The sequence below is a fragment of the Halarchaeum grantii genome (assembly GCF_014647455.2).
GTDB classification, from domain to species: domain Archaea; phylum Halobacteriota; class Halobacteria; order Halobacteriales; family Halobacteriaceae; genus Halarchaeum; species Halarchaeum grantii.
In genome coordinates this window covers 137,375-161,295 of the sequence record NZ_BMPF01000004.1, presented here as the reverse complement: position 1 = coordinate 161,295, position 23,921 = coordinate 137,375, and the positions used below count along the sequence as shown (strand labels likewise).

The 23,921-nt window shown below is 60.0% G+C and carries 24 protein-coding genes; 3 read left to right on the top strand and 21 right to left on the bottom strand.

The features are described from left to right. Positions 1-59: 59 nt before the first annotated feature. The 6 genes from IEY12_RS13175 to IEY12_RS13155 all read right to left on the bottom strand — a co-directional run bounded on the left by IEY12_RS13175 (position 60) and on the right by IEY12_RS13155 (position 4,522). A complete protein-coding gene (locus tag IEY12_RS13175; RefSeq protein ID WP_188884127.1) occupies positions 60-1,760 on the bottom strand; it encodes a DUF262 domain-containing protein in 1,701 nt (566 codons plus the stop codon). Positions 1,761-2,040: 280 nt separating this feature from the next. Then, positions 2,041-2,430 carry a DUF7522 family protein gene (locus tag IEY12_RS13170; RefSeq protein WP_188884156.1) on the bottom strand — a complete coding sequence of 130 codons (390 nt, stop codon included), beginning with the start codon at positions 2,428-2,430 and terminating at the stop codon, positions 2,041-2,043. Between the two features lie 73 nt (positions 2,431-2,503). Continuing rightward, positions 2,504-3,046: a hypothetical protein gene (locus IEY12_RS13165; RefSeq protein WP_229871330.1), complete on the bottom strand. Its 543-nt coding sequence runs from the start codon at positions 3,044-3,046 to the stop codon at positions 2,504-2,506. Beyond that, positions 3,043-3,507 carry a hypothetical protein gene (locus IEY12_RS13160; RefSeq protein ID WP_188884125.1) on the bottom strand — a complete coding sequence of 155 codons (465 nt, stop codon included), beginning with the start codon at positions 3,505-3,507 and terminating at the stop codon, positions 3,043-3,045. Before IEY12_RS13160 ends, IEY12_RS13165 begins: the two co-directional genes overlap by 4 nt. A 197-nt stretch (positions 3,508-3,704) precedes the next feature. Further along, the gene (locus IEY12_RS15900) at positions 3,705-3,836 is read right to left on the bottom strand and encodes a hypothetical protein (RefSeq protein ID WP_008458061.1); all 132 of its coding nucleotides are present in this window, start codon (positions 3,834-3,836) and stop codon (positions 3,705-3,707) included. After that, on the bottom strand, positions 3,836-4,522 hold the full coding sequence (locus IEY12_RS13155; protein WP_188884124.1) for a DUF6166 domain-containing protein: 687 nt from the start codon (positions 4,520-4,522) through the stop codon (positions 3,836-3,838). Before IEY12_RS13155 ends, IEY12_RS15900 begins: the two co-directional genes overlap by 1 nt. Before the next feature lie 118 nt (positions 4,523-4,640). On the opposite strand from IEY12_RS13155, the gene IEY12_RS13150 reads away from it, so the two are divergent. Continuing rightward, a complete protein-coding gene (locus IEY12_RS13150; protein ID WP_188884123.1) occupies positions 4,641-6,005 on the top strand; it encodes a restriction endonuclease in 1,365 nt (454 codons plus the stop codon). Positions 6,006-6,018: 13 nt separating this feature from the next. On the opposite strand, the gene IEY12_RS13145 is transcribed toward IEY12_RS13150, so the two are convergent. Then, complete coding sequence (locus IEY12_RS13145; RefSeq protein ID WP_188884122.1) at positions 6,019-6,591, bottom strand: hypothetical protein; 573 nt, start codon at positions 6,589-6,591, stop codon at positions 6,019-6,021. A 186-nt stretch (positions 6,592-6,777) separates the two neighbouring features. Between IEY12_RS13145 and IEY12_RS13140 the strand changes: the two genes are divergently transcribed. Further along, positions 6,778-8,880: a hypothetical protein gene (locus IEY12_RS13140; RefSeq protein WP_188884121.1), complete on the top strand. Its 2,103-nt coding sequence runs from the start codon at positions 6,778-6,780 to the stop codon at positions 8,878-8,880. Positions 8,881-9,027: 147 nt separating this feature from the next. On the opposite strand, the gene IEY12_RS13135 is transcribed toward IEY12_RS13140, so the two are convergent. The 13 genes from IEY12_RS13135 to IEY12_RS13075 form a co-directional block, all read right to left on the bottom strand. Then, complete coding sequence (locus IEY12_RS13135) at positions 9,028-9,423, bottom strand: DUF7567 family protein (protein WP_188884120.1); 396 nt, start codon at positions 9,421-9,423, stop codon at positions 9,028-9,030. Positions 9,424-9,555: 132 nt separating this feature from the next. After that, complete coding sequence (locus IEY12_RS13130) at positions 9,556-10,833, bottom strand: RNA-guided endonuclease InsQ/TnpB family protein (RefSeq protein WP_059058927.1); 1,278 nt, start codon at positions 10,831-10,833, stop codon at positions 9,556-9,558. Further along, positions 10,830-10,985: a DUF2080 family transposase-associated protein gene (locus IEY12_RS13125; protein WP_004048587.1), complete on the bottom strand. Its 156-nt coding sequence runs from the start codon at positions 10,983-10,985 to the stop codon at positions 10,830-10,832. Before IEY12_RS13125 ends, IEY12_RS13130 begins: the two co-directional genes overlap by 4 nt. 133 nt (positions 10,986-11,118) lie before the next feature. After that, positions 11,119-11,487: a DUF7568 family protein gene (locus IEY12_RS13120; RefSeq protein ID WP_188884119.1), complete on the bottom strand. Its 369-nt coding sequence runs from the start codon at positions 11,485-11,487 to the stop codon at positions 11,119-11,121. A 3-nt stretch (positions 11,488-11,490) separates the two neighbouring features. Then, a complete protein-coding gene (locus tag IEY12_RS13115) occupies positions 11,491-11,982 on the bottom strand; it encodes a DUF7995 family protein (protein WP_049983737.1) in 492 nt (163 codons plus the stop codon). A gap of 310 nt (positions 11,983-12,292) precedes the next feature. Then, on the bottom strand, positions 12,293-15,082 hold the full coding sequence (gene acnA, locus IEY12_RS13110; protein WP_049983736.1) for an aconitate hydratase AcnA: 2,790 nt from the start codon (positions 15,080-15,082) through the stop codon (positions 12,293-12,295). Positions 15,083-15,268: 186 nt separating this feature from the next. Beyond that, positions 15,269-17,659: a heavy metal translocating P-type ATPase gene (locus tag IEY12_RS13105; RefSeq protein WP_188884118.1), complete on the bottom strand. Its 2,391-nt coding sequence runs from the start codon at positions 17,657-17,659 to the stop codon at positions 15,269-15,271. 60 nt (positions 17,660-17,719) lie between these two features. Next, positions 17,720-18,466 carry a helix-turn-helix domain-containing protein gene (locus IEY12_RS13100; RefSeq protein ID WP_188884117.1) on the bottom strand — a complete coding sequence of 249 codons (747 nt, stop codon included), beginning with the start codon at positions 18,464-18,466 and terminating at the stop codon, positions 17,720-17,722. A 61-nt stretch (positions 18,467-18,527) separates the two neighbouring features. Continuing rightward, a complete protein-coding gene (locus tag IEY12_RS13095; RefSeq protein ID WP_006825398.1) occupies positions 18,528-18,812 on the bottom strand; it encodes a DUF7967 family protein in 285 nt (94 codons plus the stop codon). 37 nt (positions 18,813-18,849) lie between these two features. Beyond that, positions 18,850-19,512: a DUF6735 family protein gene (locus IEY12_RS13090; protein WP_188884116.1), complete on the bottom strand. Its 663-nt coding sequence runs from the start codon at positions 19,510-19,512 to the stop codon at positions 18,850-18,852. A 67-nt stretch (positions 19,513-19,579) separates the two neighbouring features. Next, the gene (locus IEY12_RS13085) at positions 19,580-19,960 is read right to left on the bottom strand and encodes a hypothetical protein (RefSeq protein WP_188884115.1); all 381 of its coding nucleotides are present in this window, start codon (positions 19,958-19,960) and stop codon (positions 19,580-19,582) included. Between the two features lie 91 nt (positions 19,961-20,051). Beyond that, positions 20,052-20,240: a DUF8012 family protein gene (locus tag IEY12_RS13080; protein WP_188884114.1), complete on the bottom strand. Its 189-nt coding sequence runs from the start codon at positions 20,238-20,240 to the stop codon at positions 20,052-20,054. A 138-nt stretch (positions 20,241-20,378) separates the two neighbouring features. Next, positions 20,379-21,260, bottom strand: coding sequence for a biosurfactant protein 1 (locus IEY12_RS13075; protein ID WP_188884113.1), 882 nt, complete (start codon positions 21,258-21,260; stop codon positions 20,379-20,381). A 144-nt stretch (positions 21,261-21,404) separates the two neighbouring features. Between IEY12_RS13075 and IEY12_RS13070 the strand changes: the two genes are divergently transcribed. Further along, entirely contained in the window at positions 21,405-22,634 is a 1,230-nt protein-coding gene (locus IEY12_RS13070) for an RNA-guided endonuclease InsQ/TnpB family protein (protein ID WP_188884112.1), read from the top strand. 108 nt (positions 22,635-22,742) lie between these two features. Here IEY12_RS13070 and IEY12_RS13065 read toward each other — a convergent pair whose 3' ends face one another. Beyond that, on the bottom strand, positions 22,743-23,669 hold the full coding sequence (locus tag IEY12_RS13065; RefSeq protein ID WP_188884155.1) for a transcription initiation factor IIB: 927 nt from the start codon (positions 23,667-23,669) through the stop codon (positions 22,743-22,745). Between the last annotated feature and the right edge of the window lie 252 nt (positions 23,670-23,921).

Here is a 23,921-nt window from a genome sequence, read left to right as displayed (position 1 = left end):
CCCACAGGCGCAATGCGTTCCGAACCGCGCCTGCACCCATCGCAGGCGCAAAACAGACGCTACGTATCGTCGATATCTGGAATTGTCCAGATTGAGGCGACGCGCTCGGCGAGGTCTTGATTACGTTCCCTGATTTTGTCTTCAGTCCAGCGTTCCAAATCTTCGAAATAGCTGTTTAGTTCGACGTGGCTTTCCATAAGCAGTTCTCGCTTCTCCGCGAACGGCCGATTCGAGAGCTCGGGGTTGTATCCGCTGAGAGTCAAGTTACCCAGTGCGTGTAACCACTGGTCATGAATACGCTCCCACTCTTCGCCGAGCATATCCTTCCATTCGTCACCCCACTCGTTGTCATCGATGGTCTGGGGCATCACATGCTCTATCGTTAATTCATCGTACTGTACTGGCTCTTGGTGGCCGAACTGCTCTTCGAGCGTCCAGAGAATAAGCCACGTTTTCTTCTTATCCCGGTTGTACATATCGAATCGATTGATATTATCGAAGAGTTCTGCGTCATCAGGCCACCCTTGGCTCTCCAGATAGGCGAACAGCGATTCTATCTCGTTGCCATCTTCGATTGAGCGGGCCGCAATTGGGAACGTCCGATAGTACCCCCGGGTACTACGACCGCAGATGAATCGACGGAGCACGAAGCTCTCTAGTCCGTGAAGGATGTCGAGGAGCTCATCGAGGCTGAGCTCATCGGAGTTCCACCGGTCAAGCAAATTCAGGATCAATTGGTGGGCAGTCCCGATTTCCAGATACTGGATGCGTTCTAGCGCATCCGTCAGCTCCTCACGGGGGGCTGTTCCAGGCCGATGGATCCAGAGGTACAGATCGGCATAGTACGATAATTTGTCAACCAATTCGTGGGGAGTCAGGTCTGCGGTTCGTTGCTTGAACTGATGGTAGATCTCATTCTTCTGAACGTATTCACCGTTTCGCATCATGTAATCCCGATAGAACTCAGTGAGATCGACCCCGCCATGACGGTCTGTTTCTTCGAATTTTTGCTCGAATGGCATCCAGTGATCGTCGTTGAACTGGTCCTGTTCGGTCAGAGATAGCTGCATAAAGACGTGATTCCGGATAAGATCCGATTCCTCAAGCTGGAGTCCACGCTCGTTCAACGTCTCAAAAATCGCATAGGGATTCTCATCTTCAGACGTCGTAATCATCACCAGTGGAAGCTGCTGGATAATGATTTGTTTGAGCCGATCTAAGGTTTGTAGTTCGTCGTCGCCGTTGAGGTCGTCAATCCGTTCATAGAGGAACTCGTAGCTGCTATAGATCGAAGTATCCGCCAAATCCCCATCCACCGATTCCTGCTCAACGATTGCGAAGAGGGCGTCTCGATCCTCAGCGCGGGAGACGACCTTGAATTTCTCAACCCCGTCTTTGAACTCGTCAATAAGATACTTCTTGTTGATCTCCTCAGCGAAGTTCGTGTACTTCTCGCCCCCGATTTCGGCTGCGTAGTCACGAATGGCGCTCAAAAACAGCGTGAGTGAAATGAGGCGCTGCTGTCCGTCAATCACGAGATATTCGGGAACTGTCCCGGGTCGGTGGTTGCCGGGCATAACGACGAAGGTTCCAATGAAGTGTTCTTCCGAGATTGAGTCGGCTTCTAAGAGATTCTGGATATCAGACCAGAGGGCTTCTAATTCCTCTTGTCCCCATGAATAGTTCCGTTGAAAAACCGGTATGACGAACTGCTTCTCGCCCGCAAACACATTTTGGAGAAATTGATCTTCAGCGTCCATTCGTGAATCTATAACAATCACCTAATGCGAATCTCATAAACATAAGGGAAGTCTCCGGATAGAATCGTCCTACACCGCGTGATTCAGTCCTTTGTAGAGGTCTACGGCTCGGAAGCTGAATATATGGGTTCTTGATCTGTCGTTTCGGTCGCCTGAAGCAGCAACGCCCACCAATTTGCGATTGCATCGTCTCGGCCCCGCGAAAAGGTAGTTAATCGATTTTTCACTAAAAGGCGCGGCGAACTTCACAAAAGGCAGCTGGATGGCCTGTTGTCAGCGACTACTCTCGTTCTTCGAGGACGATTCGCCTTGCCTCAGCTACCAGTCCGTGGGCATCAGCCATTGCTTTAGCATCAAGAGCGACGGCGGCCCCAACACCGTCCTCAAGGACAAAGTTCATCTCAATAACGTTCTCGAAGCACTGCACCAAGCAGGTGAGATTTCCGTGGTCTCTCGAATAGGTGTCTTCATAGATTGGAGCAGTTAATGATTCCATCCGAGAATCGTCGATCGCGGATTCAATCTCCTCGGTAGTATATTGCTCAGCGACATCATCCCTGAGATAGACGATCTCGTAGGAATTCTCCTCGTATTTCACGATACTACGAAGGTGCCCATCTGTTCGTTGCTCGAAAAAGTCCTCGAGACGGGTGGCCATCCTTGTCGCCATATTACCATCTCTCGTCTCTTTCACTATATGTGTACGGCAAAGAACCCGGCGTAATATTTCAAGTGTTCGACTTTTAGGGGTCAGTACTCCGCTGACGACGGACCTGTTCGGGTATTGGAACCCAGGGGTGTGCTTCCCAGCAATGCCGAGCGTGGCTTTGCGGTGAGTCGAACTCTCTACTACAGGATCCACACTCGTAGGTGGCATCGGGCCAGGGCTCGCTGACGAACATCGCTGTCACCGTCGTCGCCACCGGGTCGGGGGCCTCGTTCCGCGTAACGTACCTGTAGCCGAGAACCGTCCGTTGGCCCATCGCTGTTCGGGCGACCTCTGCAGGCTTGTCCTCGGGGAGATACACCCAGCGAACGAAGTCGTCGACCGATTTCTTGGCTGAGGGCTGGAGGATGAACCATCGCTCGTGGCCATCTCGGAACAGGTAGCGTTCAGTCCCCCTGTTTTGGAGGTATATTGGGTCACCCCTGCCGGGGACGAGCTGCAGTCCGAGCGACGGCGATACCGGCTTCAACAGCTGGTCGACGACCGATGGGCCGTCATCTGTCTGGCTGTCCGAATCTGGCTCCGCTACGAATTCATCGAGACTGGCATTCGTGGTCACGGGGACCACCTCCCGAGTGAGGCCTGTTCCCGGTCGGACTCAGCTGGAACTTCGCAGAGAAACCGCCACTTTGGCTGTTCTCGGATCTGCTTATCGGGGCGATTTCCCGCTTGGCCGGGGTCCGTTTTACCGGCACAGTGCCAGCCCTTGTCTCTGAGCGCTTTGATCATCGAGCCGTCGAAGTCGGCTCGCACGAACGTCAGCAGGAGCCGAACGCCTCGTCGCCTGCCGTGCCGACGCACGAACTGTTCCATCGACCGGGCGAGGGCGGCAGAGGCGAGATTGGGGAAATCGACGCCGATGCAAATCCGTGCTGCCTCGACGATCTCGTCGCCCTCGAATCGCGTCCCGTCGTACTCCAGCGAGCGAATCAGCGGATAGCGCCACGTAATCGCTCCTAGTAGCTGGTTCTGATAACAGAGTCCGTGATGGACGAGATTCGTCCGGGGGACATCGTCCATATAGGAGTGATGTGCTTCGTAGATCGCGCCAGCGACGTGGCGCGGGATCGATTCGATATGGACGCGCTCTGCGAACCGCAAACCGAGCGGCGCCGTGATCGGCTGCCCCTCCCGATGGATGGGACACGAGCACCCCTCGGGGGTAGGCGTATACTGGAAGCCGGTACTCCGTATTTGGTCTAGAGAGTGAGTTTCGGTCACGAGTCGGTGTCGTCGGTGCGCTCCTGTCGGTCGTTGTATCGCTCCAGTTCGCGCCCGATTTTCTCGAGCGCCTCAACACCACGTTCGAGGAGCTGGTGGGTGGCTCGCGCCAGTCGAAGCGTCTCCATCAGTGCTCCTCCTCCGGGGGTTCGATGAGGTCGTTGCTCTCTTCGGTGAGCTCCTGAATCACCTGTTCTAGGTCAGCATCCTCGGCAACCGTCCGATGTGCGAGCGGGGCAGGATATGCACGGTCGCCCTGGCTGCAGAGCACGACCAGCCACTCGTCGCTTCCATCCCCGAGTACGATGTAGTGGTCGCGATCAGCGCGCTGGAAGACCCGCCGGTCCGGGCGAGAGACGGTTCGCCAGTTCTCGGGGAGCGACGGTGACGGCCGTCCGCCATCCGCGAGCGCGACGACGTCGTCGGTAAGGGTCGCCATCGCGGTGTCGATCTCCTCGCCGGTGAGGTGCCAGCACGCCGCTTCACCGTCGCACTCCAGTTGTGAGACCACCTGATTCCGGAACGCGATGTAGTGCTCACGGGCGAACTGCTCATCGTCGTAGTAGTCGAGGAGGAGCGCGCACGCGAGCTGGGCGGGCCCGCTACCACTGTACCCCCACTCGAACCCGCTTGGACTGTGGTTGACGAGGTCCAGACTGCGCTCGAGGGGGAGTCGCCGATGCTCCGAGAGGTTCAGGACGACGGCTTGGCCATCGACGCGGAAGCCGACGTACTCGACTGTGTCTCGGTGAGACTGTACAGGCGATGCGACTGGAACCGATTCCGAACTTGCTACAGGTACATTCCCGTTCATTCGTTGCTCGCGGGCGGTTCGGTGACCCCCGCACCCCTCTCAGGGGTTCAACAAACAGGATGGCGTAGCGTTCGGCAACGTATTTGGCAGTTGCAACGTACTATCCAGATATATCGGAATGGCTGTACTGGACGACCTCTCCGGGTTCGAGTTTGAGGACGTGATGGAAGACGTGTTCCGCAACCTCGGCTACGAGAACGTCCGCCAGGCAGAACGGACTGCCGACGAGGGACGCGACGTCATCATGGAGGAGGTCGTCGACGGCACTCGGCGCGCGATCATCGTCGAGTGCAAGCACACGGACACCGTCGGGCGACCGGTTGTCCAGAAGCTCCATTCGGCGATTGCCACATTCGAATTCGACGGCCCGAAACGGGGTATGGTCGCTACCACCGGCCGATTTACCAACCCTGCCCAGGAGTACGCGACCCGCCTCCAGCAGAACGACGACCCACATCCTATCGAGCTGCTCGACGGCGAAGATCTGCGGGAGATTGCCGACGATATCGGTCTCGACCTCTACAACGGCCGGATCGAAATCCTCTGTGACGAAACGCTTCGGCCGTACGACCCCGCGGCCGACGTCGATGCGCCCGTTGAGGAGGCGTTCCGCGACATCGAGAATATCGAGGCGGCCGACCTGCCGACCCCCCGCTCAGAAGCGACCTTTCGACCGGTGGTGGCTGTCACTGCCGACACGAACGCGGTCTTCGAAACGTCAGTCGGCGTTATCCACCGAATCAACGAGCGGACAAGGTTCGTTGTCCATGCCGAACGCGGGCAGCCGCAGGTCGCTGCCGACGACGTCGCGACGTTGGTCACGGAGAACCTCCACGCGACTGTCGACTTGGACACCGACCGCTTCCGCGAGGTGTTCGACGAGGCCGAAGCACGGCGGTTCGGACAGACCCAAACCGAGTACAAGGAGTGGGCCGTCGACCGGCTTCAAGATCATCACACGACGACGGTGACCTACACTGGCGATAACAACGTCACATACAACAAGACCTGCGAGCCGAATCGCTCGGATATCTCCGTCCAGTCGATCGAGCCAGTCTACCTCCCCGAGGTTCGACAGACGACCGAGATCCAGGAGTACACCTACCCCTACGAGTACTACGCGGCAGGCCCGTCACGAGTGACCACCGAGGACGGCATCCACCGCTGCGTCCATTGTGACACGAGCGGCGGCGACGAGACGTACACCTACTGTCCGAACTGCGGGGCCATCGCCTGCTCCAGCCACATCAAAACGGAGCGGCTGGAAGGCGAGCCGATCTGTACGGGCTGTGCGGTGACGGAACGGTTCGCGCTGAAGACGAAGTACTTCTACGACGAGGAGAATCTCGAAGCGTTCCGCGAGGAGTACGCCGCGATGCCGCTTCACGAGAAGGCGATGGAAAACAAGTGGCTGGCCGGGGGAAGCGTTGTCGCGACGCTGCTGGTCGTCGTCGGACTACTCGTCATCGGCGGCATCATCTGAGCGGGCTAAGCGTTCACGCCGGCTCAGCGACCACCTCTTCGAGCGCGTGCCCAAGCGGGCCGTGGAACTGCCAGCTGGCCCGCTCGAAGGCTTCCTCGGTCGGACCATCCCAGCGCGGGAAGGCGGAGTGACCACTCACCTTGACGGTCCACTCGGCGGGCTCCTCGAACGGGTTCCGGGTCGGGAGCTCGACGACGTAGAGGTACTCCTCGTCGCCGTGAATGCCGTCGGCTGGGTTCTCAACGCCGTGTCCGAGCAGGAACATCGGCTGGTCGAGGTGCTCCATATTGTCCGGCTCGAGGAGATCCGAGGGTTGGTCAGCGTGGATTCTCCGGTCACGCCCTTCGTCCACGTAGAGGGTCATCGACGTGAGCGTGTGGAGGAACAAGAACTGGGCAGCAGCGTATGCAGTCCCGCGCTCTGTTCGTGTCTCGTCCAGCAACTGCTTCAGCTGGTCCAGGTCATGGAGGACGCTATCGGGATACCCGTCCGAGTGGCGGTAGATTTGTGCGATGCGGTCGGTTTCGGACTGTTCGTCTGTGGTCTCGCTCCGTTGGATGAATCGGAGTTGACTTCGTGTCGACATCGATCACCGCCGACGCGTGTGCGCCGGCACTCATCGCCGGCGCAGAAACAAACCCTACAGACTCATGGTGAGTGGCCGAAAGTTTGTAAATTGACTGAGGAGATTAGGTTCTACAACGAGTAGCTCTATAGTCCGAACGTACGAACGTCCATTTATAATCCAGTTCCACAAGCAGAGTAGTATAGGATGAGCATCGACTTCGGGGAACTCCGCGATCTAGAACTCGAAGACGAAGAGCAACGGGAGTGGTGGGAAGCCAATCGCCAAGAGCTAACTAGAAGCCAGAAAGACAAACTGTTCTACTGGATCTTCGACGAACAACCTTTCCATTACCGTTGGCTAGTAATAGAACTCTCCCTAGATAACCTCAAGAACCCTCCGAGACTCGTTGACGATTTCCAACGACTAGCACCTCATATCGATGGCGACCTTGCTTGGCAAGAATTCTACGACGCATTCAGAAGTCGAGTGGAAGGGCATGAAGATTTGATGTGGGACATCTACGAGCACCTCATTGAAACGGACGATGAGTGGTTAACGTGGATGGCCGGAGTAGTACTGGCTCAATTACCAGAGGATCAAATGCGCGAAACCACTCTTGATCTCCTCCATGCGGATGAAGGTACAAAGGTGCGGGCTGGACTCCAAGCAACACTTGAGCAGTATCAGGAGCAGGAACTACCTGAGGAGTATATTTCAGCATTTCGTGGATTGGCATTAGATTCGGAATCCGCGACGTTACAGGAACTGATCAGGGCAAATGTCGTCCTCTTCGAGGAAAACAACCAACTTTGGGATATGACGGTGGACATTGCGGAGCGTAACCCAGAAACGATTCCCCAGATCAGCCGACGCTTTGCGAGCAAAATCGAGAATGAACATCTTGAGGAGTACATCCAGATTCTCAAACACGGAATTGAAAACGGCCAAGACGTAGACTTAGCGCACGTAAACCAGTTCCTTCAATCCAACTTCGCCAATGCAACCGAAACCTTGGCAGAGTTCACCATTTGGCTCGACAACCGAGATGCACTGACTTCAAATCGGTTGGCGGAGGATGTCTCCCGGGAAAATCCCGAGTATCTCCCAGAACTCTTCAGTCGGCTCGACGACTACGAACACCCGCTCAAAGGACAGTTTTCGTTTATTCATGCAGGCAGATCCAGACCGGCCGAACTCGTACAGCTCATCCTCGAAGAATATGACGAAGAGAAATCAGTGTTCTACCTCGAACTGCTGCGAAAGGCGCTCGGTGAATTATTTGAGCACGAGGACACGCATCTTTCCACCGTCGAGGACATTTACGAATTCTTGGTTGAACATTTTTCTAGCGAACAATTCGTACACGCTCTCGACCGTGACCGACTAAATCTGGATGATCCGGACGTATACGATGAGGAAAGAGCCCTTGGGGCGCTTCGGGAGTTCCTCATCGAATTGCACACCATCCGGGATTTTGACGATGAACTCTTGGAAACGCTCAATGAATATGAGTCGCTGTCAGACCACTTTTATGATCTCGTGGCAACCAGGATAGAAACGGGCAGCCCACATCCCTTCCTGTATCTACTCCGGGACGAAAGGAAGGAACTTGATCTCCTTGAGAACAACTGGGACCGGATACCCCAGGACAAGCGTGATGATCTGCTAGCCAGCACCGGGTTCTACGATTTTCTCTCCGAAATTATGTTCTATCTCCACTTGGACAACCAAAAAGTGGCGTTCGAGCCGGAGGTCCCGTTACATGATTGGCAGACGGATGAGCTGAAGGGAAACGTCGACTTGGTGGTCGACGATATCTTCATCGATATTTACCGGCCTGAAGCATGGACCCCACTGGCCTTGTCGAACCGGGGTAGGTTCATTCCGAATAACGCCGAGAGTAAAATCCTGGGTAAGTTCAAGAGTAAATTCCTCGGGACACGGGAAATGGCCGATAATCCGTGTTTCATCGCTCTCGATATCGACCGGTCCGAGATTGATCGTGAACAAGTTGTGGCAGCGCTCCTCGGCTCGATGCAGGTGAGAATCTATTATGACGAGGAGACGGGAGAGACCGTTGGTGAGGACTACGTTAGAAACAGAGATGAACGTCTCGAAGGCGACTATTATCTGTTAGACAAGCATCTCAATGGGGTCATCTGGTACGAGACAGACCTCGTTGAAGGAGAAGATGGAGTTATGCCTGCTCTGGACCTTGGTGTTGTCCCGAATCCGGAACATGAAGACGGAGAGAGTAATTTCGAACTTTGTCAGAAGCTTGAGCGTTCGCTTACTGGGGGTAGCTGAGGAGATCCCGACTCATATCGGGCTTGAAAGTGCTCCTTCAAGTTACCAAGGCTTGGTTTGTTGGCTAAATTGAGGTTACTAAGTTCCTGCCCTCTATTCAGCAAGATTGCTGAGAACCATTACCTACTACGGATTTCATCAAGGTCACTATGCGAGATGCGACACCTCTGATGGTTCTTCGACGTCGTCGAACTCTCCACGCTCCACAGGTTCCCAGTCCTCACCTGGCTCCGGACTCCACCAGTCGACGTCGTAGGCGCCCGGTGCGCCGAGGATCTTCACGCGGGCCGACCCATCAGGCAGGTCGCGGCGTAGTTTCTCGTCGACGTGGAGGTTCCAGGTCGTGGTAGAATCGAAGCAGGCGAGCACGGCCTCCTCGTAGCCGCGTGTCTCTCGGGATTCCTGGAGTTCGACCTGGGTGTTGCAGTTCTTGCAGAACACCCCCTCGAACGGGATGTGAGTGAAGACCTCCTGCCCGCAGACGGGACACCAGAGGAACTCGAACAGTGCCTCGCTGTGTCGGTCAAGTACTTCGAGACTCATTGGTTGACTCACCCGGTCGTACCGGGCTACCACCTCGTGCCCGGCCGAAAAACAGCGGCCAGCGGGGATCCACCCGCTCACCGTTCGGCGCCGTGAACTGTCTCGAGAACGGTCCTCGAGACTTCCCGTGGATTAGTCGGACACTCCCGCGACGCCATCGGTCTGATAGCCTCGAACGGCGTCGTGGGTCACGGTCGGGGCGTCCACGGCCCCCGATGCCTGCCGTCGCACCGTCCGCACAGTGGGAAGGCTGTTGAGAGCAGGCACAGTCCACTCTTGATGCTCTTCGATACCTTTCACGGCGATATTCACGCTTGCACTCCGGTCGGCGTGGTCTTGATGCGAACAGGACTGGCACTTGAACCGCTTCTTGTGACGGTTCGATCGTTCCGTATGACCGCACATCGGACAGCATTGGCTCGTGTATTCGGGATTGATCCAAGCCGTCGGAATACCCGCGAATGCTGCCTTGTAGGACGTGTAGTGCTGAAGCGCGCGGAACGGGAGGCGGTGCAAGCGTCGGTTCATCCGGCATCCGTAGTCGAGGCCATCGCGCATCTCTTTGAGGTCTTCAAAGACGATGCACGGCTTCTCGAACTGCTGGCTCCACTCGACGATATGACGGCTCACTTTGTGGAGTCGGTCGCGGACAAACCGTTCCTCACGTCCTTCCAACGTGTCGTGGATGCTGTCCTTCCCCGCGTTCTGCACGCGCTTCCGCATCGTGAAATAGCGGTGGCGCTTGAACTTGATGTCCGGAAATTCGATAACGACTGTGTCCTCGACACTGCCCTTGGAGAGTGCAGTCAGCGCCACATTGTCCTCGTTGACATCCACGCCAACGACTGTCCGTGAATTTTCCTTGTCTCGAACGGTCCCCTCGGAGCTAGTTACGTTGACGTGCAGCTCGGCGTTGCCGTTTCGGAACAGGGCTTCCGCCGTCCCAATCGTCCATGCATCGCTTTCGAGGGCGGTCTTGAGAATGTCGAGATGAGCGTCGTCACCATCGAGGACGCCCTTGACGTGCTTGTAGGGCTTCGCGCTGATCCGGAACGCCACGTCGCCGTCGTCGGTGAGTGACAGGTTGTACCCCTCCTCGTAGTTCGCCCGGAGCGGGTACGTTCCGTCTTTGGTGTGGCTGGGTTTGTTGTAGTCGTCATACTCGTAGTAGTTCTCCATCGCACCGAGTGCTTTGGCGACGACGCGCTGTATCGTGTTTTTCACGAGGCTGGCGTCCTCGGCCACGCGGTCGGGAATGACGTTCCAATCCACACCTTCCTTGGCGAGTCGGATAGATTGGTTGTATACCGACCTCGCTTCGAGGGTGGCGTCGTACAGCAGGCTCTCATTATCGCTCTGGATGTCGAGCTGGAAGTCCAGCGTCTTGATGAGAGCCTGTGAATCAGTCATTCTTCGTCTTGTTCGGTTGGTTCTGAGGTACGGACGACTTTCACGTTAGCCCCACGCCAGCGTTTGGGGACGGTGACGTGGGCGCTGTTCCCGAACTCCTTGACTTGGCCGTCGAGAACTTCCTCGCCGTCGATTTGAAACCGATTCGCCATATCGGTGTATATCCTTTGGATATACTTAATTCGATCGGTGGCTGATCCTCCATATAAGCGAGAAGCGAACGAACCACGCATACCTGTTCCTTAGCGGAACGTACGGCCTTCACTCTCGGAGTCAAGCCCTGAGTCACGGCGTACTCCGTCCGTAGACGATGCGTGAGGGGGCTTCGTACCCACAATCGGGGCAGTCATACCACCGCTGGACTTTCGCCCCGTCTGCCGCCTTCTCGCCGACGCGAACGTCGTCGTTCGGACACTCCGGGCAGCTGAGGTCCGGTGCGGGCCGCTCCCGGAGCTCGTCACGGAACGATGTCGCATCCTTCGTCTCGTATCCCCGCGACCAGACCGGGTAGCCGTCGATGAGGATTGCCCCACGCCATTTGTACCGGTAGGAGTCCGGGGCTCGATGCAGGACGGCTCGCGCCCCGGTCTCGGTGTTCCGATACGCAAGCGTCGGCGAGCGGCTCTCGCGTCGCCAGTTGGTGATGCGAGGCATTGGTTAGAAGTGGACGTCAGCGGGCACGATCCAGAGCTCTTCATTCTCCTCGAGGAGTCGATCCAGCTGTCCACGGTGGCGAATGCCGGTTCCGTGTTCGGTGTACAGGAAGATCGTCGGGCCGTCGTACGCACCGACCTGGTGGAAGGCGTGCCGGGCGAGGTCCTCGTCGCGCATGATCTCCTCGTCGGAGAGCTCGTCGATGGCCTCCTTCACCCGGTCGAGATTACGCTCGAATTCCTCCTTCGTCGCCTCCCAGCCACACTCGAGCAGGTCTTGGCCGTCATCGGAGTCGACGGGGGCTGCCGTCGGCAACCCCCCCCATCGTGCCTTCCCCGCAACGGACGTGTCCTCCTCGTCGAAGGTCACATAGTAATCGAAGACGGCGCCGGCGTGTGGGTCCGCGCCGACCAGGCGGTCGAACACCGACTTTCCGGTGGACAGCGCGTCGTCGTGCGTCGATGCCTCTACGAGTGCGTATATCACCATATGCATCTTGGACACCTCGAAACGCCGACGCACGGGTGTCGTTGGTCGCTCCAGCTGCGCCGGCACCCATCACCGGCGCGGAATAAACAACTCTGGCCTCACTCGATCACAGGATATTGTTCGCCCACTCGACGGTGATCGCTACGGCATCGGGTGTGAAAGCTACGATGGTCATTTTACCGTTGATTGAACTGGAAACACTCTTGATATGTATTCACGCACAAACACGGTGTGCCGTTTCAGAGGGCTACGCTAATTCCGAGCGACGGAATCGGAAATTCGCGATCTTACTGGTCGAGGAGACACTTTGAAAGCGTCACGATTCGGTTAGCAGCTGTCGAAGGACGTAGTGTAGGATGCCGCCGTGTTCGATGTATCGCACCCCGGCAGGTGTGCCCACCTGGGCCGTCACCGGGAACTCAACCGACGACCCGTCCGACCGCTCCGCAGTCACCGTCAACTCGGCCATCGGCTCCAACTCGTCGTCCAACCCGTAGATCGTGTAGACCTCTGACCCGTCCAATCCAAGCGCCTCCCAGGAGTCACCGTCCTGGAACTGCAACGGCAACACACCCATTCCGACGAGATTGTCCCGATAGATGCGCTCGTAGCTTTCCGCGATGGTCGCACGAACACCGAGAAGGTCGGTCCCCTTCGCCGCCCAGTCACGGCTCGACCCAGTCCCGAACTCCTCGCCCGCCATCACGACGAGTGGAGTTCCCTCCTCGCGGTACCGCTGGCTGGCCTCGAACACGGTCGTCTGCTCACCAGTCGGATGGTGGATGGTGTACCCGCCCTCGACGTCGTCGAGCATCTGATTCTCGATGCGGACGTTGGCGAACGTGCCCCGCATCATCACCTCGTGGTTACCCCGGCGGGCACCGTACGTGTTGAACTCGTGGGGCTCGACACCGTGGTCCATCAGCCACTGGCCGGCCGGCTGATCCGTCCCGAACGGCCCGGCAGGACTGATGTGGTCAGTCGTAACCGTGTCACCCAGCGTTAGCAGACACCGTGCATCCTCGACGTTAGAGACGCCGGGTTTCTCCAGCGGGAAATCTTTGAAGAACGGCGGCTCCCGGATGTATGTCGAGTCCTCGTCCCACTCGTAGACCTCGCCGGTCGGGGCCTCCAGCGCGTCCCATCGCTCGTCGCCTTCGAACACTTCGGCGTACTTCTCCTCGAACATCGACGGGTCGACGAAGTCGTGGACGGCTTCGTGGATCTCGTCGCTGTCTGGCCAGAGGTCCGCCAGATAGACTGGGTTTCCGTCGTCATCGTACCCCAGCGGGTCGTGCTCCAGATCGATGTCCATCCGCCCAGCGAGCCCGTACGCCACCACCAGCGGCGGGCTGGCGAGGTAGTTCGCGCGCACTTTTGGATGGATGCGCGCCTCGAAGTTCCGATTCCCGGAGAGTACGCTCGTCGTCCAGAGGTCGTGTTCGTCGATAGCGGTCTCGATCGGCTCCGGGAGCGGCCCTGCGTTCCCGATGCAGGTCGTACAGCCGTAGCCCACGACGTTGTAACCCAGGTCTTCGAGGTATGGCAACAGCCCCGATGCTTCGAGGTACTGGGTGACGACGCGGCTGCCGGGCGCGAGGCTTGTTTTAACGTAGTCCGGGACGTCGAGGCCACGCTCGACGGCGTTTTTCGCCAGGAGCCCGGCTGCCAGCATCACGGAGGGATTCGACGTGTTGGTACAGCTGGTGATGGCGCTAACGACGACGCTCCCGTGCCCGATTTCGACGTCGTTGCCGTCGATATTCACGGAGGCGCGCTTCGTGAGAGGGTCGAGGTCGGGGCGGTCTCGACCGGTGTCCACGACCGCCTTGCCGCCGTCGGTCTGCCCCATCGATTGGTCGCTCTCACCGAGCCACCGGGCCAGCGCCTCCTCGTCAGCGTCGTCGAGTTCGTCCTCGAACTCGCCGTGGAGTAATTCCCGGAAGTGGGTTCGCATGTCACCCATCTCGACGCGGGACTGGGGTTTCTTGGGGCCGGCGAGACTCGGCGTCACGGTCGAGAGGTCCAGTTCGACCGTCTCGGTGTACTCGGGGTTCTGCTCACCGAACAGCCCCTGGGCGTCCAGATACTTTCGGACGAGCTCGATGTGGTCCTCGTCGCGGCCCGTCAGTTCGAGGTAGTCCAAGGTGGCCTCGTCGACGGGGAACATGCTGATGGTCGAGCCCTGCTCGGGCGCCATATTCGCGATTGTCGCCCGATCAGGAACAGTCAGCGTCTCCACGGCGGGCCCATAGAACTCAACGAATCGATCGACAACACCGACATCCCGCAGCAGTTCGGTGACGTGCAGTACGAGGTCAGTCGCCGTCGCACCCTCGGGGAGTTCACCTGTGAGTTTCACGCCGACAACCTCGGGGAGGTTCATCGTGATGGGCTGGCCGAGCATCGCGGCTTCGGCTTCAATACCGCCGACGCCCCAGCCGACGACGCCGATGCCACCAATCATCGGCGTGTGGCTGTCGGTCCCGACGAGGGTGTCTGGGAACAGCCAGTTCTCGCCGTTCTGCTCGCGTTCGTGGACGACTTGCCCGAGATACTCCAGATTCACCTGGTGGACGATACCCGTCCCTGGCGGCACGACACTGAAGTCGTCGAAGGCGTTTTGCGCCCACTTCAGCGCCCGGTACCGTTCGCTGTTGCGCTCGTATTCGAGTTCGACGTTCTTCTCGTAGGCGTCCTCGTTGCCGAAGTAGTCCACTTGGACGCTGTGGTCGATGACCAGGTCGATGGGGACTTCGGGTTCGACGAGGGTTGGGTCGCGGTCCTTGCGTTCGACGGCCGATCGGAGTGCCGCGAGGTCTACAACGGCGGGGACGCCGGTGAGGTCCTGGAGGATAACCCGGGACGGCTGGAACGGGATGTCGGCGTCGGGAACGTCCGGTTGCCAGCCAGCGAGGGCCCGGATGTCGTCCTCGGTAATGTCCTCCCCGTCGGCGTTACGGAGGACGGATTCAAGCATAACACGGATACTGACCGGGAGTTTGTCAAGTTCACAGAGGCCTTCCTCTTCGAGGACGGTGAGGTCGGCCATTTTGTAGGTCGTTCCATCGGCTTCGAACTCGCGGATCGCATTGAAAGGGTTCATTATTGTGGAAGATTTCAAACGGAGTAACCTTATTCTTGTTCCCGTTCTCGGGAGACGGGATTCGAGCAGTTCGACGTGTTCGTTGGACCTGCCCGAAGGGGTTCAGAGAGCTCGTTGCTCTCGTGTTCGACGAGTGACACAGTTCTGCATAAGGTGGCACTGTCTTTCTCGCTAGTCTTCATGGGTTCATACACCCATTTCTTGGCCAGTCTTACCGTCCATGCGTTCAGGCGCGATTCGCGACAACCGCATCGCGTTCCCGGTGACACCGAGGCTCATCCCCATATCACCGACAACGACCGCCAACGCAACGCTGACCAGACCCAGCGGCACGCCCAGCGCCAGCAGGAGCTTTACGCCGAGGCTCGCCCAGATGTTCTGCCGGATCACGCCGTTGGCCGTACGCGACAGGTCGTACAGGTACGGGAGCTTCCCGACGTCGTCGCCCATCAACGCAATATCGGCCGTCTCAAGAGCGGTGTCGGTGCCGGCTGCGCCCATCGCGATGCCGACCTCTGCGGTGGCGAGCGCGGGCGCGTCGTTGATGCCGTCACCGACCATCGCCACCTCGCCGTACCCCGCCTGCAACTCCTCGACTGCGTCGACCTTCTCGTCGGGCAGGAGTTCTGCGCGATACTCGTCGACCCCGACCTGCTCGGCGATTGCGCGGGCGGTGCCCTCGTTGTCGCCGGTGAGCATCACCACGCGCTTGACGCCCAGCTCGTGCAGGCGTTCGACGGCCCGCTTTGAGGCCGGGCGCACCTCGTCGGCGATGGCGATTGCACCCAGCAGTTTCGACTCCGTCCCGACGATAACGACCGTCTTGCCCTCCTGCTCCAGCGCGGAGAGGGCATCCTCGGCGAACGCCCCGTCGTCGACCTCGGCCGCCTCTTCCGCCATGACGCCGCCGTCCGTTTCGCGGCGTGCCCGAGCGAGGTCGAAGCCGAGCTCTTCGAAGAGCGCTGGCTTACCCGCATAGTACGTCTCGCCGTCGATCTCGCCGCGGATGCCCCTCCCGGTGAGGCTCTCGAAGCCAGTCGGGTCGGGCAGGTTGCCTACGCCTGCCTCTTCAGCGCGGGCGAGAATCGCCGTGGCGATGGGATGCTCACTGCGCCGCTCCAGCCCTGCGGCGCGACGGAGCAGATCGTCCTCCGTGGTGTCACCCACCGGAACGACGTCGGTGACGGCGAGTTCGCCCTTGGTGAGCGTCCCGGTCTTGTCGACGGCAACGGCATCGACCTCGCCCATCGCCTCCAGATAGTTGCCGCCCTTGATCAGGACACCGTTCTTCGCGGCGCTAGTAATGCCCGACACCACCGAGACGGGTGTGGAGATGACGAACGCACACGGGCAGGCGATCACCAGCAGCGTGAGCCCGCGGATGAACCACGTCTGCCAGCTGCCCGCGAAGGTGAATCCGTATCCGGCGAGGTCCACCGACACCGGGTCGGCAATGACCAGCGGCGGGATGGCGGCGGTCAGGATTGCCAGCGCGACGACGAGAGGCGTGTAGTAGCCCGAGAAGCGGTCGACGAACTGCTCAGACTCGGTTTTCTTCGCCTGTGCACCCTGTACCATCTCGATGATGCGCGAGAGCGTCGAATCGCCAGCGGTCGAGGTAACCTCTACCTCGAGGTACCCCTCTTCGTTGATCGCGCCGGCGTAGACCTCGTCACCGGTAGCCTTGTCGACGGGGACACTCTCGCCCGTGATCGGCGACTGGTCGACTGCACTCTCGCCGTCGATGACCGTCCCGTCGAGCGGAATCTTGTCGCCGGGGCGGACGACGACGGTCTCGCCAACGTCGACCTCCTCGGCGGGAACGGTCACTTCCTCACCATCGCGACGGACGGTCGCCTCGTCGGGCGAGAGTTCCATCAGCTCGCGCAGGGAGTCCCGTGCCCTGTCCATCGCATAGTCCTCGAGCAGTTCGGCGATGCTGAACAGGACGGCCAGCGTGGCGGCCTCGACGAAGTAGCCGATACCGGTCGCCGCGATGATCGCCGTCCCCATCAGCAGGTCGATGTCCAGACTTCGGTTCTTCGCGGAGTAGTACCCGCTACGGACGACGGGGATGCCACTGGCCGCGACGGCGCCGAGGAACAGAACATCTGCGATATGGAGCGGGTACTCGAGGACGCTCGCCACTGTGACGTTCTGCCCGGTGAGGAGGAACTCGAAGAGGAGACCGAGCGTGACGAACGCCGCGCCGAGCCACGTCTTCTTCGCGCGGGGACTCGTCCAGACCTCCGACGGTGGCGCGATGTCGACGCCATTGCCCGACTCCTCTCGCTCATCGCTCTCGGCGTCCGAACCTCCGACGACCTCATAGCCGGCACCTTCGATCGCTTGGACCACGTCGGATTCGCTGATTCGGTCAGGGTCGTACGTAACAGTCGCCGTGCCGGTGGTCGGCTGGAGCGTCGCGTCGACGACGCCGTCGACGCGCTGGAGGCTCTTGTCGACCTTCTGGGCGCAGGAGGGACAGTCCATCTCGGGGACGGTGAAGCGGGCGGTCAACTCCTGTCGCTGCCCGCCCCCGCTCGCCTGTCCCGCTATATTCGGATTCTCTGTCATCACTTCACGGTAGGAGCGGGAGTTCGATAGGTCTTTATTGGAATATTCCAACTACTGGCGTCAGTGTGATGCCAGCCGTTCTTCAGCTACCCGCTCGCCGGCGACATGTTGCTTCGCCAAATGTTCTTCCGCCCGACGGAGTCGGTAGGTGAGTGTTGACCGTGGCACGTCGAGATGCTCGGCGAGCTCGCCGACGTCGACCTCGCGGGGCGACTCGTAATAGCCGTGTTCAACCGCAGCCTGAAGAGCGGCCTCTTGGGCTGGCGGTAGGCCGCTCGGTGTCCCGTCGCGTCCCCCAGCTGATGTTGTGTCCGCTGTGCGGAGCATCTCCATCTGGGCGCACTCCCCGACGGCGACTTTGAGAGCGTCGAAGAACGCCGCCACGTCGCCATCGCCGGAGTGGATGAGTCGCCACGTGTAGTGGCGGCCCTCGTGACGAGTCTCGAACAAGACGCCGTCGCCGAGGTGATCTCGAGCGATATGGGGAACTGAGGCGCAGGTCGGAGTGCGCTCCCAGTCGGAGTAGAGGATGAGCGTGTCGTCCGTCCGATCCAGCACACGAGTCGTCTGTGTGGCGCCACAGTCCTCGGTGGCGAGACAGTCAGCGTAGTAGTCGCCGGTGAGAAAGGCGTCCTCGATGGCGTCGAGCGCCTCAGGAGTTCCGGTGGCGTGGTCAACCCGCCAGAGACGCTCGGCAGTGGCGTGCAGCGAGAGCGAGCGGACACGGGCGTCGGGGTGGTCGGCGAGGGCGTCCGCCACCCGGTTACAGCCCGGCTCGTATTCGAGGGCGAAGACGAGTTCGCGCATACCCTGTGTACGGCCTCCTACGACATAACCCATGGCCCGGGGCGATGTCTACTGGCGGGTATCAGATCACGTCGTCCGGGTCGTGGACCTCCTGCATTCGCTGCGCTTCGGCCGCGTATTGTTCCTGGAGGTCGGGGTCATCGACCGTGCCGAGATTGTCGGGTTCAGCGTCGACTGCTGCCGTCGTATCTCGGACGTCGGTGAATGAGGTTAGTGCTCGTTCCTTCCGATAGTACTGTTCGCCATCGGGTGTTGCGTAGGTGAGGATGATCAGATTCTGTTCGTCATCGGAGTACGTCCGCTCGACAAGCCAAACACGAACACCGTCTTTAGGCTGATTTGACATACTTGGGTGTTTCCCGGGATCCACTAAGGAAGTGGTGTTACGGCTTGCTGAGACTCGCCTTCTCGAAGGGTAATTCTCCGGTCGGAATGAGCAGCTCCTGTCGGTCTCCGACTCGCTCGGCCAGCTTCCGTTTCAGGTACTGTCTCGCCGTCGACGGCGTGAAGACGCCCTTGTCGAGCATGTCGCCGACGACGTCTTTGAGGGCCGCGAACTGTCCCTGCAGGTGGCCGTCGCCGACCGGCTCACCGTCGTACCAGCGCACCGTCGCGAGCGCGCCGTTCCCGACGGTCTCTCCCTGTTCGACCGTCTCCGAGTCGTACTGGAGCCCGAACCACAGCGTCCGATAGGCGGTCACCTCGAACGTCGTCGACACCACGAAGAACGCCTCGTGGTGGAGGTAGTCGAGATGGTCCGCGACGATCTCGTCGAGGGTGAGCCCGGTGGCGCGGGGCTTCGGTTCGACGACCGACGACGGACGATCCTCGCCAGCGAGGTAGCCGTCGACCGCATCTGCCTCGAGGCCATCAGCAAGCTCTGCGAGGAGCTGTTTCGCCCACTTGGAGTCGGTGTCGTCGCCACCGAACGGCGACTCAGCCGAGATTCGGTGCTTGAGCTTCAGGTTCGCTGCACCCCAATGGCTGTAGTGGAGCGTGTACTGTCCGTCCGTGCGTTCGTACGCAACGAGTGCGCGGTGTCCCATCGAGCAATCACCTCACGGGGCGACCGCGACTGGATCGCCCCGCACCCCTCCCGGGGGATGAACAACGCTACTCGTCGATCGGGTCGGGGGAACTGAGGTCCGCCTGGAGGACTTCGCCATGGCGAACGACGTACCGCTTGGCCAGGACTGGGAAGCGGCATTTGGTGAACCCCGCCGTCTGGATATCGAGTTCTTCGTTGGCTTCGAGGTGGTCGGCGAGTTCTCGCAGGAATTCGTGGGTCACGATCCCGCCTTCGTAGTCCGGGAGGCCGTTCTCCCGCGCCTCGTACACCTCGAAGTCGTCGTACCCCCAGATGGTGAGCTCTCCGTCTTCGGTCACCTCCCAGTCGAGCGTCCCGAAGCAGTAGCTCTCACAAAGCTCGCGGACTGCCTGCGGATCCGATACGATCGCGCCGGTCGATGTCGTCGCAGCTTGCAGTGTCGCCATGTCTGGAGTTCACGGGGTCGCCCCCGCACCCCTATCGGGGGAGATAAACCGACGTGAGAGGTGCCTCCCGAGGCGTGGCCGACGACGCCAGTTAGGAGTCTGCGTGGGCGTCCACCCCGGCTCCGTCGCCCGGCCGCGTGAGAAGGCTCACCTCTTCCAGGAGGTCTCTCGCGGTCTCGACTCGCTCTCGATCGGCGGCGTCCAATCGATCGACATCGAGTCGGTTGAGATTGCTGAGTATACGATGCATCCGGTAGCCCTGTTTGAACTCTTGCTCCATCGGAAGCGCCTCACCACTCGCCGGCGCGGAAAGACACCCCATCGAGACTGGCGTCGGGCTTGCAGGAGCTCGCTGCCTTAACCAACGAACCTCGACGCTACTCGCAGGGTGTTGGTTAATCGACGCCCAGCACTGGCGCTACTCGAGACTGGGTCCGTAGCGAGCCGAGCCACACACCCGACACTCCCAGATCGGTTGTCCCGTCCACGCCGCATCCGGGACCGACTCGTGGGTCTTAAACCGATGGTCGGTCGCCCGTCCACAGGTTTGACAGTCGAGTTCCTGCGTCGTCGGTACCGACGACTCCTGGTGATCAGCCGCAGCCTCGCCAGTGGATTCGGTCAGCGCTATCGCTGGAACCAGCCACACCGCGTCGTCGGCGTCGTCGAGGACCGCGTCGAGACGCGACGCGTCGCGGATGCCGTCCCCACGCTGGTCGTAGAGCCGCGTCGGGGCCTGCTCCTGGCGCTCCGACGCTTCCTGCCTGTGCCACCCAGTCCGGTCACGGGCGGCACTGAGAAGCCGCTCTCCCTCCTCTGACGACACCTGTACCGCGTCGGGGAGTGAGGGCCATTGCTCGGCCAGCTGGCGCGCCGGCGCCTCGTCGAGGTCGTAGATGAGCGTGTAGTCGTCGACGACCGGCTCCGCCTCGTTGGCGGAGAGGAGGTTCGCCGCGGCGCCGCCCTTCGCGACGGCGCCGTAGAACGTGGTCGACTCGACGACCAGGTGGACGATGCCGAGGCACGTCGTCGACGCGGCCTCGTCCGTGCGAGTGGCGTCACTCCCGAGATGGTTGGTGAGACAGAACCGGCATTTCGTCTGGCCGTCTGGGACTGACGCCCCACAGGACCGGCACTCGCCATCGGCGGCCGTCGCCACATCAGGGTAGCCACCAGAGCTCGTCGCGACGCGTTGCCGACGGGGGGAACCCTCACAGCCGTCGTCCAGCCTCGTGTCCGGAATGTGGGACGCCTCGCCGGTCGGCCGCAGTTCCTCAAAGTCGGAGTAACGACCGTTCATAGATACCACCCTGTGGAAACCGATCCCCGCAGCTGAGGGAACGAATGTGTTCGCATGCCTACGCTACCGCCGTTGCCGGTGGAGGGCAGCATCCCCCACCTGACCATATTAATACATTTAAGCATAGATTGAGTTGTGAGTTGTATGGAGGTCCGTCGAACTGTCCCGGTCAAACTCGACGTGACCGACGAACAGGCGGACCTGCTCCACGAGACGATTGACGAGTTCCTGTGGGCGGCCAATTACGTCGTGGACTCCGCGTGGGACGGAGAGTGGGCTGAAACCCGTTCGTCCGTCCTGCATGAGATGACCTACGACGAGGTTCGCGAGCAGACGCGACTCCACAGCAACCACGTCCAATCGGCTCGTAACCGTGCTGTTGACGCGCTCAAGAGCGTCGTCGCCGAGTGGAAGAACTGCGAGTACGCTTCGATTCCGACGTTCTCCTCGTCGTTCTGCGAATACAACCAGCGCAACGCCACGTTCCATGACGACCACGCCACGTTGTCTACCGTCGATGGGCGTGTCACCGCCGAGTACGTCTTGCCCGACAAAACCCGTGACACGCCCCACTCGAAGTACCTGCGTTCTGAACGATGGGAGACGACAGGCGCGACACTCCACTATCGCCGTGGTGACTTCTACCTCCACGTCCGAACAAAGGCGGACGTGGACGATCCCAAACCGGCCGAGAACGGAACGGTTCTCGGTGTGGACCTCGGGATCGAGAACATCGCCGTTACCTCGACTGGCGCATTCTGGTCTGCCGACGAACTCAACCACTGGCGAACGAAGTACGTCCAGCGCCGCAAGTCGCTGCAGGAGTGTGGTTCGCGGTGGGCCCACGAGAACGTCCAAGCGGTCGGACGCAAGGAGACGGGGCGCTTCGAGCAGTATCTTCACCGTATCGCGAACGACATCATCGCTGAAGCGAGCGAGAGTGGTTGCACGGTAATCGCCTTCGAGGACCTGACGGATATCCGCGATCGGATGCCCGACGCCCGCAAGTTCCACGAGTGGGCATTCAATCGTCTGTACGAGTACGTCTCGTATAAGGCCGAGGGACGCGGGATTCAGGTTGAGCAGGTGAACCCGAAGAACACGTCGAGGCGGTGCTCGTCGTGTGGGTTCACCCATGCGGAAAACCGCCCGTCGCAGGACACCTTCCGCTGTCAATCCTGTGGATACGAGAACCACGCGGACTACAACGCAGCGAAGAACATCGGCTATCGACTCCTTCGCAACCAAACTGGCGGCGAAGGAGGCGCACCCGTAGGTGTGCGCTTGAACAGCGGGATGCTGAACGCGAACGGGGTCAAACCCGTACCGGATTCGGTTAGAGCGGGAGTCCATGGTGAAAGTCCGCCTCTTTAGGTGGGCTAGCTTACAGAGTAGTCTACAGAGAACTTCGCTCGTCTTCGTGTTTAAATCGTAGCGTGGATAGAACGATGTGTAGTACAGTCGGAGAGACAGTGATCTGTCTCAGGCGACCTGTTCCTCCAACGTATCCCGGTGCGCCCGAACAGTCGCCTTCGAGGCGTTCGCCACGTCCGCGGCCTCGGATTGCGTCAGCCATCGCCCCTCTTCGCGACCGGCCTTGTAGAGACAGGCCGCGGCGAACCCGGCCGGATGGACGCCCGTCGTGACGCCGCGCTTCTCGGCCTGTTCCGCGAGGGCTCGGGCCCGCTGTCGGATTTCGTCCGGACACTCGAGGTCCGAAGCGAGGCGCGGCACGAACATGCTGGGGGAGACGGGCTCGGCAGGGAGGCCCAGCTCTTCGTTCAGCGTCTTGTACCCGTTCGTGACCCGTGACTCCGCAACGCGGGCCATCTCGCTGACGTCATCCACTAACCGTGAGCGGCCGTTGCACCGGCAGGCCCCGTAGACGCTGGCCGCGGCGATAGCCTCGATGGACCTGCCTCGAAGCAGATCCTCGTTCTGGGCGCTCCGGAAGAGCTGACACGCCTGGTCGCGGACCGAATCGGAGAGTTCGAGCGCGCTCGCCAGCCGGCGCACTTCGCCCAGCCCGTGGGCGAGATTCCGTTCCGCTTTCGACCGCCAGCGACCACGGGTCTGCTCACGGCGCATCCGCGCGAGTCGCCGTCGCTTCTGCCCCGAGATCTCGTTCCCCTTCGCGTCGGTGCCGCGACCGATTTCCGTCGACAGGCCGCGATCGTGGCGAGCCGCAGTAAGTGGGGCGCCTGTCCGCTCGCGCTCCTCGTCGTCGTACGCCCGCCACTCCGGCCCGTGATCGATGCGCTGTTCGTCGATGACCAGGCCACAGTCCTCGCAGACCGTTTCGACCGCGTTCGTGGTGACTCGACCGTCGCACTCGGGACACTGGTTCGCACTCGATTCCGTTCGGACGTCTTCGTCGAAGCCAGTTTCGTAGATGTCTCTAGTTGCCATCGTTCTCACCGTGTTTCGGGAACCCGCCAGTTCGGCGCGCCCCTCACCCATTGAGGGGGAAATAAACGCTATCGAGTACGGACCTCGATTCAGCCGGATAGTGGCTCAGAATGAGGTGCTTGGGTCACCGTAGTGTAGCCGACTACAACGGGGTGGTCAAATTATCCAAAGGAAACATTTGGACTAGATTGGTTGACTTGTAAGACTTGGAAAAAGGCATGTTCCAATACGTGGCTATTGAGTCATTAGCAA